This is a genomic window from Polynucleobacter sp. MWH-UH25E (assembly GCF_018687095.1).
In the GTDB taxonomy this organism is placed as follows: Bacteria; Pseudomonadota; Gammaproteobacteria; order Burkholderiales; family Burkholderiaceae; genus Polynucleobacter.
This window is the reverse complement of sequence record NZ_CP061286.1, coordinates 1,278,639-1,291,788: the sequence shown is the minus strand read 5'-3', so window position 1 is coordinate 1,291,788 and position 13,150 is coordinate 1,278,639. Positions and strand designations below refer to the sequence as shown.

Here is a 13,150-nt window from a genome sequence, read left to right as displayed (position 1 = left end):
TATAATTTTCTCACTATGCCGACAAATGCACCAAACCAGGCCTCCAACGCCGAAGAATCTACCTCCAACTTCCCCTTCGTAGGGTGGTTGCGCGATGTTGCGCCCTACATTCATAGCTTCCGCGAAAAAACCTTTGTGATTGCTTTTGCCGGTGAGCTTGTCCAAGAAGCGGGTCTTGAGAACCTGATTGAGGATATTGCGATGTTGCATGCCATGGGTATGCGGATCGTCTTGGTGCATGGCATTCGTCCACAAATTGAAGAGCAACTCAAGTTACGCAAGATTAAGAGTAAATTTGGCAAAAGCGCAATGCATAGCTATCGGATTACTGATGCTGCCGCCCTCGAGTGCGTTAAAGAAGCCGCTGGTGAATTGCGTCTTGATATTGAAGCGGCATTTAGTCGTGGCCTACCAAATACACCAATGGCTGGCTCACGTATCTCTGTGATTTCTGGAAACTTCATCACCGCCATGCCAGTGGGCGTGGTTGATGGCGTTGATTACGTTCACACAGGTTTAGTACGTAAGGTTGACTCCACCTCGATCAAGCTTTCATTAGATAGCAATAAGATCGTGTTGCTCTCCCCTCTAGGCTTCTCGCCTACAGGCCAAGCATTTAACTTGGCTTATGAAGACGTTGCCGCTTCTACTGCTGCAGCCCTTAAGGCCGACAAACTCATCTTCTTAAGCCCTTATGAAGGTCTTAAAGATGACGAGGGTGATTTCATTACCGAGCTCTCTATGCCGCAAATGCAAGAGTTCGTGATGCAACACAAAGATTTAGATCCCGGAATGAAGGGCATGCTCAATATTGCCGGCAGAGCAATTAGGGCAGGCGTTAGCCGTGTGCACTTTTTGCCTTGCAATCAAGATGGCGCGCTACTTGAGGAACTTTTCACGCACGATGGTATTGGCATGATGCTAGCCTCATCTGATATTGAAAACTTACGCGAAGCCAATCAGGATGATGTGGGTGGTATCTTGCAGCTCACTATGCCTCTCGAAGAAGAGGGTATTTTGGCAGCTCGTGGTCAAGATGTGATTGAGCGCGATATTCAGCGCTTCTCAGTCATTGAGCATGACCGCGTGCTATTCGGTTGCGCAGCACTCTTCCCCTTCCCAAATGGTGTTGGTGAACTCGCCTGCCTAGCTGTCGATCCGGACGTTCAAGGCTCTGGTGATGGCGAACGCCTACTTAAGCGAATTGAAATGCGTGCCAAGCAAGAAGGTATTAAAAAATTATTTGTTTTGACCACCAGAACCGAGCATTGGTTCTTGAAACGTGGCTTTAAACGGGCAACGGTAGATGACTTGCCTGAAGAGAGAAAACAAATTTACAACTGGGACCGCAAGTCCATGGTTTTAACTAAAGACTTATAAAAGAAATTGAGCAATTAAGAAAGGTATTACAGATGGCACGGATGGTTCAATGCATCAAACTCAACAAAGAAGCCGAGGGCTTGGATTTTGCTCCGCTTCCTGGTGAGCTGGGTAAGAAAATTTGGAATCAAGTATCGAAAGAAGCTTGGGCTGGATGGTTAAAACAACAAACGATGTTGATTAACGAGAATCGCCTCAATATGGCTGACCCTCGCGCTCGCCAATACCTATTAAAGCAAGTAGAAAAGCACTTTTTTGAAGGCGGTGCTGATACAGCTCAAGGCTACGTCCCTCCAGCGGAGTAAGCGGCACTCATGCTGCTGCGCCACAGCAATCATTTTTTTAATTTATTTATTCAAAATCCGATTTTTAGTGTTGACTTGGGATTTACTCGGGCATAGGATGGAACCGTAGCAAGGCAGTTGTTGTGCCCTGCTACATTGGCGAAAGCCATTAAAAATAAGCGCATCTATGCGCTTATAGGCTAAGGAACTAATTACCTTCCGAGAGCCTGCGCCATGCATATCATGGCAAATAACCCGATGGGGAAACCCCGTCGGGTTTTTTAATGTCTATTGACGTGAAACTTAGTAAGTAATTCGATTAACGCCAGTGGCGTTGCTGACTAAAAGCACATTGGCTTTTTCTTTGGCAAATAGACCAACAGTAATCACGCCTGCAATTTGATTAATTTGCGATTCCATATGAGCTGGATTAGCAATCTGCAAACCAGCTACATCCAATATCCAACCACCGTTATCCGTAATAAAGGGCTCGCTTGGTGTTTGAGCTAAATCAGCGCGCGCCGTCTTTGATAAACGCAAACTAACCTTACCGCCCAACTTTTCTAATTCACGAGTGACCGCGCCTTTTGCCAGAGGAATAATCTCTACCGGTAATGCGAAGTTGCCCAGCACTGGCACTTGCTTTGATGAGTCACAGATACAAATAAATTGCTTTGCCATTGAAGCAATAATTTTTTCACGAGTAAGGGCTCCGCCACCACCTTTGATCATGTTGCCATTAGGATCAATTTCATCCGCGCCATCAACATAGGCAGGTAGACCCTGAACATCATTTGGGTCAAGCACCTTAAATCCATGTTTAAGCAAACGCTCAGTGGTTGCGTTTGAACTAGATACGGTGCCAGCAAAATGCTCTTTATGTGGCGCTAAGGCATCGATAAAGCAATTAGCTGTAGAGCCTGTACCTACCCCTAATATTTGACCCGCGGGGAGCTTGAGCACTTCATCACGGGCAGCTTCGCCCACCATTTGCTTGAGTTGATCCTGATTCATATATCCGCCATTTACTGGAATATCGTATTTAATACATCTATCATATGATATTCAAGATATTGACCCTTTAGAATCCCATATGAACAGCACTGCAGCCTTAAGCCAACTAGAGCAACTGAAAAAATTCACCGCCGTAGTGGCTGACACTGGGGACTTTGAACGCATGCAGGTATTTCAGCCGCAGGACGCGACAACTAACCCCTCCCTCATCCTCAAGGCAGCCCAACAAAGCAACTATCAATCTTTAGTTCAATCGGTAAAGGCGGCACATCCTGGATTAAGTGCAACCGATTTAGTCGATTACATCTTGGTTGCCTTTGGTTTGGAGATTCTTAAGATCGTTCCTGGACGCGTATCCACTGAAGTGGATGCACGACTATCTTTTGACACTAAGGCTACTGTTGCTAAGGCAAAACATCTCATTAGCCTTTATGAATCTCATGGTATTGATCGCAAACGTATCTTGATTAAGCTCGCTGGCACATGGGAAGGCATTGCTGCCGCAAAAGAACTAGAAGCATCAGGCATTCATTGCAATATGACCCTGCTTTTTTCTCTAGTGCAAGCTGCTGCATGTGGGGCTGCTAATGCGAAACTCATCTCCCCTTTCGTTGGCCGTATCACTGATTGGTATAAAGCAAAATTGGGTAGCAACTGGAGTGATGCCAACAACGGCGGAGCCAATGACCCAGGCGTTACCTCCGTTAAGCGGATCTTTCACTACTACAAGCACTTTGGTATTTCGACAGAGATTATGGGCGCGAGCTTCCGCAATACCAGTCAGATTCTGGAGTTGGCGGGCTGCGATCTTTTAACCATTAGTCCAGAACTATTGGCTGAGCTCAGTGGCAATACTGGCGCAATTACCAAGAAATTGGATGCTAGCAATGCCCAGAGCGCCTTAAGCGCTGAAAATATTACGCCACTGAAGCTAGATGAATCGAGTTTCCGATTGCAATTGAATAATGACGCAATGGCAACCGAGAAATTGGCTGAGGGTATTCGTAATTTCTGTGTGGATACCGAAAAACTAGAGGCCTTACTAGCAAACTAATTTGCTGGCGCCTTACTTCTTGGCGGTATTGATTCCTAACAAGCTATAAGCGCCACAGTAACCCAGCATTCCGGTTAATAAGGGCAGGATACCAATCCAAGCCCAAGGTCCAGTAATACCAAAGCCTGCTAAACCCATTAGCGTTACGCCAACGGTCATACGAAGAACTCGATCAGTGTGACCAATATTGCATTTCATAAAGCCCCCTTAGTGTTAATAACTTAATTGCTTAACCGCTTTACTTAGCTGCTTTACTTTTTTGCTTTAGCTTGGCGCTGACGAAGCGCCTCATACAAGCATACGCCACTTGCTACCGATACATTCAAACTCGATACTACCCCTTGCATTGGGATGCGCACCAACTCATCACAAGTCTCGCGTGTAAGGCGACGCATGCCCTCGCCTTCGGCGCCCATGACAATAGCAGTTGATCCAGTAAGGTCAATGTCATAAATGGATTTTTCAGCTTCATCATCAGTGCCGATTAACCATACGCCCGCCTCTTGCATCTCCTTCATGCTACGAACAAGATTGGTCACGGTAATTACCGGCATTACTTCAGATGCGCCACTAGAGACCTTACTCACTGTGGCATTAATTGAGGCAGAACGATCTTTAGGAACAATGACTGCATTTACGCCAGCACCATCTGCAACTCGGAGACAAGCACCAAAGTTATGTGGATCGGTTATGCCATCCAATACAAGAAATAAAGGTTTTTCTTTCGCCTCTTCGACATCTTCAACGACCTCAGTAATTGTTCGGGCCATGGTCATTTTTTCAGCCAGAGCAACAACTCCCTGATGACGATCATGTCCAGTCAACTTGTGAAGACGCTCAGCATCTGCTGCATGTAAACGCTCACCCAAGATTTCTTCGGCCTGCTTTAAAAAATCTCCCATGCGTCGATCACGACGACCGGAATCAAAATACACTGACTTCAAACTATCGGGATCAACGCGCAAACGCGCTTGAACCGCATGAAATCCCACTAATATTTGTTTCATATTCGCTTTGTCTTTTAATTACCCTATTTACGTCTAGCTCTGGTATTGCGAACTGGCGGCTTGGATCCAGCAGCTTTACCCGCGGACCTACTGGGCTTACCGCCCTTAGTATTCTTACGGCTAGCCTTACTTTTTGATTGTGTCGCACTTAATGTGCCTGCAGATTTAGCAGCGTTGACATTGACGCCACCCGACTTTTGCGGCGTTTTATGAGATGGCCTGCTCTTCGTAGAGGCGGCTTTTTTGCTTGGTCTACCAGTATCTGTAGCCAGCATCATATGGCGTCGACCAGATGCCCCACCTGAATCAGCGCTAGATGCTTTTACCAAGCTAAATTCAATCTTACGAGCATCAAGGTCAACTCGACTTACCAAGACATGCACACGGTCACCTAAACGATAACGAATGCCAGTGCGTTCACCACGCAGTTCTTGGCGCGCCTCATCGTATTGGAAATAATCACCACCTAATTCGGTGACATGTACCATGCCTTCGACAAAAAGATTCTCTAGCTGAACAAACAAACCGAAGTTAGCAACACTAGTAACCGTGCCAGCATACTCTTGGCCTAAATGATCACGCATGTAGTAACACTTGAGCCATGCCTCCACATCTCGAGAGGCCTCATCAGCACGACGCTCATTAGATGAGCAGTGAACTCCTAACTGACCCCAAATCGGTAGAGCGGCATTTGCGCCCTTTGGAACTTTTGTGCCTTTTGCTAGACCTGTTTTAGCATCGCTTTGAGATTTTTTAGCGTTTACTGCATTTTCCCTGCCCTTGCCTTTGCGGGGCAAGGTTAAGTTCAGCGGCACCTTGGGTGGCAAGACTGGAACATAAGGCTTCTTCTGTAGGATGGACTTAATAACACGATGAGTCAATAAATCTGGATAGCGACGAATCGGGCTCGTGAAATGAGAATACGCTGGGTATGCCAATCCAAAGTGACCTTCATTGTCTGGCTGATACATCGCCTGCTGCATGGATCTCAATACAACGGATTGCAACATGTTTGCGTCAGGACGATCTTTAATCTCCCGCATCAACTTCGCAAAATCTTTTGGCTTAGGTTTCTCTCCACCACCCAATGACAAGCCCGATGTTCTGAGGACCTGACGCAAGGTCATCAATTTCTCCTCAGAGGGCTCGCCGTGCACACGGTAGAGACTCAGATGCTTATTCTTCTCAATGAAATCAGCTGCACAAACGTTTGCCGTCAACATGCACTCTTCAATTAAGCGGTGCGCATCATTACGAATACGAGGCTCGATTCTAAGAATCTTGCCAAGCTCATTGCTGATGATTTGGGTCTCAGTAGTCTCAAACTCAATAGCACCACGCTTCTCACGAGCAGCCAAGAGAATCTTGAATAATGAATATAGGTTAGTTAATAGCGGGCGAAATTGCGCAAACCGCGCCGCCTCAGGACCCCTGCTGTTGGAGAGAATCTCCCAAACAGTGTCATACGTAAAGCGCTGTGCTGAGTGCATAACAGCTGGGTAAAACTGGTAAGCCAAGACAACACCGTTGTTATCGACCACCGAATCACACACCATACACAGGCGATCTACACCTGGATTTAGGGAGCACAATCCATTAGAAATCTTCTCAGGCAACATCGGAATGACGCGTCTTGGAAAATATACTGAGGTGGCTCGCAATAAACCTTCGTCATCAAGCGGTTGACCTGGCTTGACGTAATGAGAGACATCGGCAATCGCCACAATCAGTCGCCAAGCCTTTGTCTTGCCGTACATTACTGGCTCACAATAAACGGCATCATCAAAATCTCTAGCATCGGCCCCGTCAATCGTCACCAATGGCACATCGCGCAAATCAACACGCCCCTCAAGATCCTCCTGACGAACGCTATCTGGCAAGGCTGCAGCCTCTTTCATGGCTGCGGCGGAAAACTCATGAGGAACGCCGTACTTACGCACGGCAATCTCAATCTCCATGCCAGGATCGTCGATTTCACCGAGAACCTCGACAACACGACCTACTGCTTGGCGATAGCTATCTGGATAATCAATAATCTCAACGCTAACCACTTGCCCAAGTTTTGCCTGACCCTGACCTTTAGGCGGAATCAAGATATCGTGACCAATACGCTTATCTTCCGGCGCAACAATTAAAACGCCGTTTTCATTTAAAAGTCTTCCAATGACGACTTTGTTGACGTGTTGAGTTACCTCAACGATCTGCCCTTCTGGACGACCACGTCGATCAGTGCCAATTACTCTAACGCTGACTCGGTCGCCATGCATGACGCGAGACATCTCTCGCTCAGAAAGAAAAATATCTTCGCCACCATCATCGGGAATTACAAATCCAAACCCATCTCGGTGCCCTTGAATCGCTCCCAAACGATCCGCCTGTCTAGGCATCAAGTCTTTTGCTTTACGCATTTATTTCCTTTGGCAATTTCTGCCTTATTTATATCTACTGATATCTATTATTGTTATGAATAAGGCTACTGTATCAAACCACCAAGTTTGGGGTGAAAAAGCCAAAATGAGTCCTAGGAGAGCCCCAAAACGCCTACCCCTCTATAATGGAGGGATGCCCAGGTGGCGAAATTGGTAGACGCACCAGCTTCAGGTGCTGGCAATCGTAAGGTTGTGGGGGTTCGAGTCCCTTCCTGGGCACCAAACTCTCTGTACAGACTCTAAATGGGGTTTAATTAGGTAAATACAACCCTCCATTACCAGCGATTTGTGAACTCCAATCTCCTCAAGAAATCCGACGATAGCAGCAAACACATTAGCCTGTTTGCAGCCACCGCCCTAGGAATTGGGGGCATGATGGGTGCCGGACTATTCTCGCTACTGGGAACTGCTAGCGCACATGCTGGAACCCATATTCCTTTAGCGTTTTTACTTGGCGCCATAGCGGCCTCCTTTTCGGTCTACTCCTACGCCAAATTAGGCGCGACTTTTCCAAGTAGCGGTGGTGCCGCTACCTTTACGGTGATGAGTTTTGGAGATGGCTTGATTTCAGGCGGCTTAAATGTTTTCCAATACATTGCCTACCTGATTGCAGCGGCACTCTACGCCGCAGGATTTTCTGAATATGCCAATACGATGATTGGCGGCAATTTATCCTCGTTCGATGTCAAAATAATTGGGGCTGTCATTGTCATTTTGTGTGCGGGCATTAATCTCCTAGGCACCGATATTGTGGGTCGAGCTGAAACCCTGGCTATTGGCTTTGTCACGATTGCTCTTTTGCTATTTTCTGCTGGTGGTATTCATGCAGCTAACTTTAGCCATTTTGAGATGTCAAGCTGGTCTATCAACGGGATTGCCGTTGCTACCGGCATTTTGTATATCAACTACCAAGGCTTTGGGGTGGTAACAAATTCTTCAAACGCCATGCAAAGACCACAGCGAGAACTTCCTTTAGCAATGTTCACCGCCTTAGCCCTCGTTACCATTGCTTACATCCTAGTAGGCACAGCATCAGTACTCCTTCTTACTCCAACTCAATTTGCTCAATTTAATGGTCACGTCCTTGCTGATGCCGCTCGGATAATAGATGGCCAATTGGGTCTTGTTGTCATAGGAACTTCAGCATTACTTGCCTGTGCCGCAGCGTTAAACGCAACGATATTTGCTGCTTCTAATATTGCCGCGGATATGGCCATCAAGCGCTCTATCTCTGCCATGCTGGGTGCCACGGTTCTCAAAACCCAAACTCGCGCACTATCCGTTTCTTCCATCATTGTCATCGCGCTGGTTATCGCTTTCCCATTGGATGTGGTCGGCAAAATGGCCAGTCTGGCCTTTTTATTGGTCTATGCTGCAATCACCTATGGTCATATTCAAGTACGGCACAAAACGGGTGCCAAGCTCTGGCCTTTAAGGGCTGCCATCATCATTAATTTGAGCTTGTTTACCACTTTATTTATTAACGTAGTACAAAGCGCGCCTGGCAGCGCAATCGCTCTGACCGTAGCGCTGATTGGGTCTTTTGGTCTTGAGGGGCTTTCAAGAAAATATCTTACCGGTAGACTAGGCTCGAATTCTTAAATGGTCAGAGCCCCATGGTTCTGTGCAAAATCTTGGGCTTCATTTCTTCCCAAAGATCTTCAAAATCCTCAATCTTTTCATCAGAGAGTTTGACTGGGTCATAGAGATGACCAAAAACGATTGAGCTTCGTTTTACTAAAGTCTTCTCGAATTCCGATAAACCAATCGGCTTATCTTCCATATCGCGAGTCAATTCCGCTGAGCAAACGATTGCTTGCTCATCATCTTTATCAACTACTGCAAATTCAATAAATTGCTGACTCTTATCAACGATAACTAATGTTCCTCTGGCATAGGTAACTGCATCATGCTCTTTAACTATGTATGCCAAAAATTGGTCTTCCTCTGCTCTCTCCATCTGTAAATCATCGATAAAGAAGAGGTATTGGTCACCATCACTATTGACCATCGTAAAGACTTTGGGTGTGGCTCCATGCCCTAAAACGATATTCCGGTAATAACCAGAAACTTCAACAGTGAGATTTTCAGAAAAGAGATGCATGTGATCGTGTATTCAATCTTTATATCAGTAGATATCAGAATTTTATTCGGTGCGCGTCTTGATTGACTCAATAATCTTATAAAAGGCGTCTGGTTTAACTGCACTTTGGCCTTTAAAAGGCTGATCCGTAATTACTAATAGAGAAATTAAAGCGCCTAAGGTAACTGGCAGAATCTTGAGTCCGAACGCAAAAGAATCTGAGGGCAAAAAGAGAGTATTAATCGCGACTAAAGAAAAAATGCAGATGGAGATTACTATCCAGAATAAGCCTGGCAAGTGGATGCTGGCACGCTCAATACGAGCCTCCCTGCTTTCTGCCACCTCCTCTGACTTTTTAATGATATCTGTATACATCGCAATTTGACGATTACTCATAGGCTCAAGCGACATGATTTTTCGAGAAATTCCACGCCAAAGCATATGAGTTTTACTACTGCCTTGCGCCTTTTCCAAATTTGGCCACTCATCATTCACAATCGAATTCATATACTCAAAAAGTTCTTTGCGAATCACCGCTACAGCTGGATCCCCATAACGAGTAAGCAAGCGATCTAAGTTATTAATGCGCCCTGCTTCTTGAGATACTAGAGATTGCACTTCGCGCAAATTCATTTGCGCTTAGTTTAAAAGAAAACCAATTAGCAATCCGCTTAAGGTAATGATCGAACCAAATAAGCTTAATCCCAGACGAGTACTATCTTGCGTGGGAGCGAGCGCTGGGATTGACTGGAGTAGTCTAGGCGCAAGATCCAATAAAACCACAAAAAAGCTAACCAGCATAATCAGAATCTGGGCATTGGTACGTTTATAGATCCAGTTAAAGAGCATATTTAATCCAGTGAATGCAGGTTAATCAATGGCCAAGATTCTTTTTGAGGAAATCCAACGTTCTCTCCCAGGCTAATTTAGCCGCCTCTGCGTTGTACTGCAAAGGAGGCATGCCTCGAGTATCAGACTTAGGGTTAGCAAAAGCATGTTTAGCGTCATAGCGATAAAAATCATGGCTGACATTTGCATCCTTGAGTTTTGCCTCTAATTGATCTACCCCAGAAATTGTAAAGAAATCATCATGAGTAGCCCAGTGAGCCATCATGGGTTTTGTTATTGCTTTAGCATCTACATACTCTAGCGGAGGGTAGCCATACCAAACAACTGTGCCATCAAGCTCGGGTACATTGCAGGCTGACAACACAGTGAGCGCTCCGCCCATACAAAATCCGGTCACTGCCACTTTAGCGCTACCAGTAGCTTTAAGGTATTGCACTGCTCCACGAATATCTTGCCCAGCAGCATCACCGAAATTGAGATCGCCCATCAGGTGCTCAGCCTCTTTTGCTTCAAGCGCAAGCTTGCCACGATATAAATCTGGAACCAATGCACGATAGCCTGCTTTTGCTAGGCGATCGGCAACGGATTTGACCTCATCATCTAAGCCCCACCACTCTTGTATAACGACTACACCAGGAGCGCCCTGCAGCTGAGAAGGCTCTGCTAAATAGCCTTTAACAGAATTGCCATCGGGTCTTTTGTACTCAATCATGTTATCTCCTTATGCTTTTGTATGTTTATTTGTATCAGAATGAATATATCCCACCAGCCAATAAGTCAGCAAACCGCAAGCAGCAGCACCATATCCGACTAGGTTGTAATGCTCCATTGTTCCATCGGGCTTAATAGTCACGACAAGACCTGCTAGCACGGATGCAATACCAGATGCCAGCATCTGTGTAGAACCCACCAAACTCATAAAAGTGCCTCTGATTTTTGGTTCAACTAATTGACTAACAATCGCCATTGCCGGAATCATGCGCCCCGAAATCAAAATAAAGAATGATGTCGAGTTTATTAAAACTATCCACAATGGGACAGGCACTAAATTTGTTGTTACGAGCAATGGGATCAAACTAATGATAGCCAACGCTCTAAATACCCTAACCTTGCCATACCGATCAGCCATGTGACCAACCAATCTAGAGCTCATTAGGGTAGCAACGCCCCCGCATAAATAAATGAGGGAGATATAAGAATTAGCTACCCCAACATTTGAAGTGAGGTACAGAGCAATATAAGGAATCACCGAAAAACCGGTAATCATGATTAAGCCCATAAACAAGAATGCACGTGCATGGTGATGGGCAATCGCAATTTCATAAATTTGCTTAAAACGATTTCCCTCGTTGACATGACTTAGGTGACCAGCAATCTTTGGAATATTGCGATAAGCGATAAACAAAATCACAATCGAAATAATGCCAATAAACAAGAACGGCGCGCGCCAACCTAAAAAGGAAATATGGTTTGCTAGAAATAAGCTCAAAGGTACACCGGCAACCGTAGAGACTGAGAAAGCTGCCATCACCGTTCCCAAAGCTTTTCCTCTACGCTCAAACGGTATGGAATCAGCAACAATCGTTTGCACAAAAGAGCCTAATATTCCACCAAATGCGCCAGCACAAGCGCGCGCAATAAAGAGCATGTGATAGTTAGGCGCAAATGCACAAGCAACTGTCGCGACGATAAAACAGACATACAAGCGCAATAGCAACTGCCTTCTCTCAAAGCGATCTATGTAATAGGTAGCAAATACTCCTGCAATTGCCGCAGCAAAGGTATACGAAGAGAGTAATAAACCAAACTCATGAGCATTAATCGAGAGCGCTGTAATGAACTGAGGCCCCAGGGGCATCATGATCATGAAATCCAAGATATGGGTGAACTGAATTCCCGCTAAAGCAAGCAGAAAAAAACGTTCACGCTTTGGGGATTCAAATAAAGGGGGAGACTGGCTCAAGGTTTGCTTTACAGGATTTAGTCAATATGACATTATCCCCTTTGATACAAATACTTGCAGGACCGCTTATGCCACTTCTCTCACCGCCGATTGTCGACTCAACAATCATGGGTCTCCCAGTACTACCGCTGTTTAGGGATACTTTGTTTGGCGTGCTAGGAATGACGATTGTCTTAATATTTCATGGTAGCGGCATCAACCACCTCATCATGCGTTTTGAAAAGAAAACGGATGCCAATCTTGAGCTCGGCCAATATAACCGCGTATTTGCCCATTTTTACGCCACGTTTTTATTTATCGCAATAGTACATATTTTGGAAATTGTATTGTGGTGTTTTTATCTGTTAATGCTTAATCTTGTAGACGATCCAATACAGGCGCTACTTTTCGCAGGAAGTTGCTACACCACGGTGGGCTTTATATCAGACATACTCCCAGCGGGCTGGAAAGCACTGGCTTTCTTCATTGCCTTTACGGGTTTGTTTTCGTTAGCCTGGACCACTTCCGTCATGATCGGCATGACCAATACCTATAAATCCGCATGGAACCTAAAGTATGGACGATCTACACTGAACGACTCTTAATGTAGTAGCCATACACGCAGCGATTACCCCCTCTGGACGGGTTATGCGTGTCGTAGATTACCCCATCAATCACGGCAGTCAGGTGCTTTGAGACCTTAACGATTAAAGTCCCGGTAGGCAATTCATCGGGCCTAAGGTGCACTTGGCAGCCCGCCCCCACTTTCATGGTTGGCACCCATTCAAAGCCGTGACTCAGAATGTAGTCATGAAAGACATCTCGATGATTACCATTGCGCGGAGATGAGCCTTTGCGGGCAAGATGTCTTGAGACCTTGTTATCTCGCTCAAGCGCATAACTCGTATTTGCTTGGCGCAAGTCTTCATAGACCTGCATATACGGAAGTCGAGCGGCAATTGCAATTGACCTAACCACACAGTCACCTGCTCTGCCCTGAAAGCCAGCCGCACTTCTTCCGCCATCATGATGCACAAATGGAAAGACAGCATGGGAACGCTGTAATCGAAAGAAAGGTTTCAGAAAGCTAAACACGATTTAACGGGCC

The 13,150-nt window shown here is 45.8% G+C and carries 14 protein-coding genes and 1 tRNA gene; 6 read left to right on the top strand and 9 right to left on the bottom strand.

Features of this window, described 5'->3' with window-relative positions:
* Positions 1-15: 15 nt before the first annotated feature.
* Positions 16-1,380, top strand: a complete 1,365-nt coding sequence (gene argA, locus ICV39_RS06810) for an amino-acid N-acetyltransferase (protein ID WP_215389381.1) — start codon at positions 16-18, stop codon at positions 1,378-1,380.
* A gap of 32 nt (positions 1,381-1,412) precedes the next feature.
* Complete coding sequence (locus ICV39_RS06805) at positions 1,413-1,685, top strand: oxidative damage protection protein (protein ID WP_215389380.1); 273 nt, start codon at positions 1,413-1,415, stop codon at positions 1,683-1,685.
* A 282-nt stretch (positions 1,686-1,967) separates the two neighbouring features.
* Here the strand turns inward: ICV39_RS06805 and rpiA are convergent, their stop codons facing one another.
* On the bottom strand, positions 1,968-2,678 hold the full coding sequence (rpiA, locus tag ICV39_RS06800; protein WP_215389379.1) for a ribose-5-phosphate isomerase RpiA: 711 nt from the start codon (positions 2,676-2,678) through the stop codon (positions 1,968-1,970).
* 79 nt (positions 2,679-2,757) lie between these two features.
* On the opposite strand from rpiA, the gene tal reads away from it, so the two are divergent.
* Positions 2,758-3,732 carry a transaldolase gene (gene tal / locus ICV39_RS06795; protein ID WP_215389378.1) on the top strand — a complete coding sequence of 325 codons (975 nt, stop codon included), beginning with the start codon at positions 2,758-2,760 and terminating at the stop codon, positions 3,730-3,732.
* A gap of 12 nt (positions 3,733-3,744) precedes the next feature.
* On the opposite strand, the gene ICV39_RS06790 is transcribed toward tal, so the two are convergent.
* Genes ICV39_RS06790 through rnr form a run of 3 tightly spaced genes read right to left on the bottom strand, consistent with a single transcriptional unit; the run spans position 3,745 to position 7,147 of the window.
* A complete protein-coding gene (locus ICV39_RS06790; protein WP_215315502.1) occupies positions 3,745-3,930 on the bottom strand; it encodes a DUF2892 domain-containing protein in 186 nt (61 codons plus the stop codon).
* A 53-nt stretch (positions 3,931-3,983) separates the two neighbouring features.
* The gene (gene rlmB, locus ICV39_RS06785; protein WP_215389377.1) at positions 3,984-4,739 is read right to left on the bottom strand and encodes a 23S rRNA (guanosine(2251)-2'-O)-methyltransferase RlmB; all 756 of its coding nucleotides are present in this window, start codon (positions 4,737-4,739) and stop codon (positions 3,984-3,986) included.
* Between the two features lie 23 nt (positions 4,740-4,762).
* Positions 4,763-7,147 carry a ribonuclease R gene (gene rnr / locus ICV39_RS06780; RefSeq protein ID WP_215389376.1) on the bottom strand — a complete coding sequence of 795 codons (2,385 nt, stop codon included), beginning with the start codon at positions 7,145-7,147 and terminating at the stop codon, positions 4,763-4,765.
* 156 nt (positions 7,148-7,303) lie between these two features.
* On the opposite strand from rnr, the gene ICV39_RS06775 reads away from it, so the two are divergent.
* Positions 7,304-7,390, top strand: a tRNA-Leu gene (locus ICV39_RS06775).
* 66 nt (positions 7,391-7,456) lie between these two features.
* Positions 7,457-8,770, top strand: a complete 1,314-nt coding sequence (locus tag ICV39_RS06770; protein ID WP_215389375.1) for an APC family permease — start codon at positions 7,457-7,459, stop codon at positions 8,768-8,770.
* Between the two features lie 4 nt (positions 8,771-8,774).
* Here ICV39_RS06770 and ICV39_RS06765 read toward each other — a convergent pair whose 3' ends face one another.
* From ICV39_RS06765 to ICV39_RS06750, 4 genes are all read right to left on the bottom strand, one after another.
* The gene (locus ICV39_RS06765) at positions 8,775-9,272 is read right to left on the bottom strand and encodes a hypothetical protein (protein WP_215389374.1); all 498 of its coding nucleotides are present in this window, start codon (positions 9,270-9,272) and stop codon (positions 8,775-8,777) included.
* Positions 9,273-9,314: 42 nt separating this feature from the next.
* Positions 9,315-9,884: a DUF4239 domain-containing protein gene (locus ICV39_RS06760; RefSeq protein WP_215389373.1), complete on the bottom strand. Its 570-nt coding sequence runs from the start codon at positions 9,882-9,884 to the stop codon at positions 9,315-9,317.
* 241 nt (positions 9,885-10,125) lie between these two features.
* On the bottom strand, positions 10,126-10,812 hold the full coding sequence (locus ICV39_RS06755; protein WP_215389372.1) for a dienelactone hydrolase family protein: 687 nt from the start codon (positions 10,810-10,812) through the stop codon (positions 10,126-10,128).
* Between the two features lie 9 nt (positions 10,813-10,821).
* Positions 10,822-12,063 (bottom strand): MFS transporter, encoded by a 1,242-nt coding sequence (locus tag ICV39_RS06750; protein ID WP_215389371.1) that lies wholly within the window; start codon positions 12,061-12,063, stop codon positions 10,822-10,824.
* 26 nt (positions 12,064-12,089) lie between these two features.
* On the opposite strand from ICV39_RS06750, the gene ICV39_RS06745 reads away from it, so the two are divergent.
* The gene (locus ICV39_RS06745; protein WP_251372647.1) at positions 12,090-12,647 is read left to right on the top strand and encodes a hypothetical protein; all 558 of its coding nucleotides are present in this window, start codon (positions 12,090-12,092) and stop codon (positions 12,645-12,647) included.
* Here ICV39_RS06745 and ICV39_RS06740 read toward each other — a convergent pair.
* Complete coding sequence (locus ICV39_RS06740) at positions 12,628-13,137, bottom strand: hypothetical protein (protein ID WP_215389370.1); 510 nt, start codon at positions 13,135-13,137, stop codon at positions 12,628-12,630. The genes ICV39_RS06745 and ICV39_RS06740 overlap by 20 nt on opposite strands.
* Positions 13,138-13,150 lie beyond the last annotated feature (13 nt).

What these genes read in the sequence shown, in the direction of transcription:
- tal (WP_215389378.1), top strand. Translation starts at nt 2,758, where the DNA reads ATGAACAGCACTGCAGCCTTAAGCCAACTAGAGCAACTGAAAAAATTC.
- ICV39_RS06765 (WP_215389374.1), bottom strand. Translation starts at nt 9,272, where the DNA reads ATGCATCTCTTTTCTGAAAATCTCACTGTTGAAGTTTCTGGTTATTAC.
- rpiA (WP_215389379.1), bottom strand. Translation starts at nt 2,678, where the DNA reads ATGAATCAGGATCAACTCAAGCAAATGGTGGGCGAAGCTGCCCGTGAT.
- ICV39_RS06805 (WP_215389380.1), top strand. Translation starts at nt 1,413, where the DNA reads ATGGCACGGATGGTTCAATGCATCAAACTCAACAAAGAAGCCGAGGGC.
- ICV39_RS06745 (WP_251372647.1), top strand. Translation starts at nt 12,090, where the DNA reads ATGACATTATCCCCTTTGATACAAATACTTGCAGGACCGCTTATGCCA.
- ICV39_RS06790 (WP_215315502.1), bottom strand. Translation starts at nt 3,930, where the DNA reads ATGAAATGCAATATTGGTCACACTGATCGAGTTCTTCGTATGACCGTT.
- ICV39_RS06755 (WP_215389372.1), bottom strand. Translation starts at nt 10,812, where the DNA reads ATGATTGAGTACAAAAGACCCGATGGCAATTCTGTTAAAGGCTATTTA.
- rnr (WP_215389376.1), bottom strand. Translation starts at nt 7,147, where the DNA reads ATGCGTAAAGCAAAAGACTTGATGCCTAGACAGGCGGATCGTTTGGGA.
- rlmB (WP_215389377.1), bottom strand. Translation starts at nt 4,739, where the DNA reads ATGAAACAAATATTAGTGGGATTTCATGCGGTTCAAGCGCGTTTGCGC.
- ICV39_RS06760 (WP_215389373.1), bottom strand. Translation starts at nt 9,884, where the DNA reads ATGAATTTGCGCGAAGTGCAATCTCTAGTATCTCAAGAAGCAGGGCGC.
- argA (WP_215389381.1), top strand. Translation starts at nt 16, where the DNA reads ATGCCGACAAATGCACCAAACCAGGCCTCCAACGCCGAAGAATCTACC.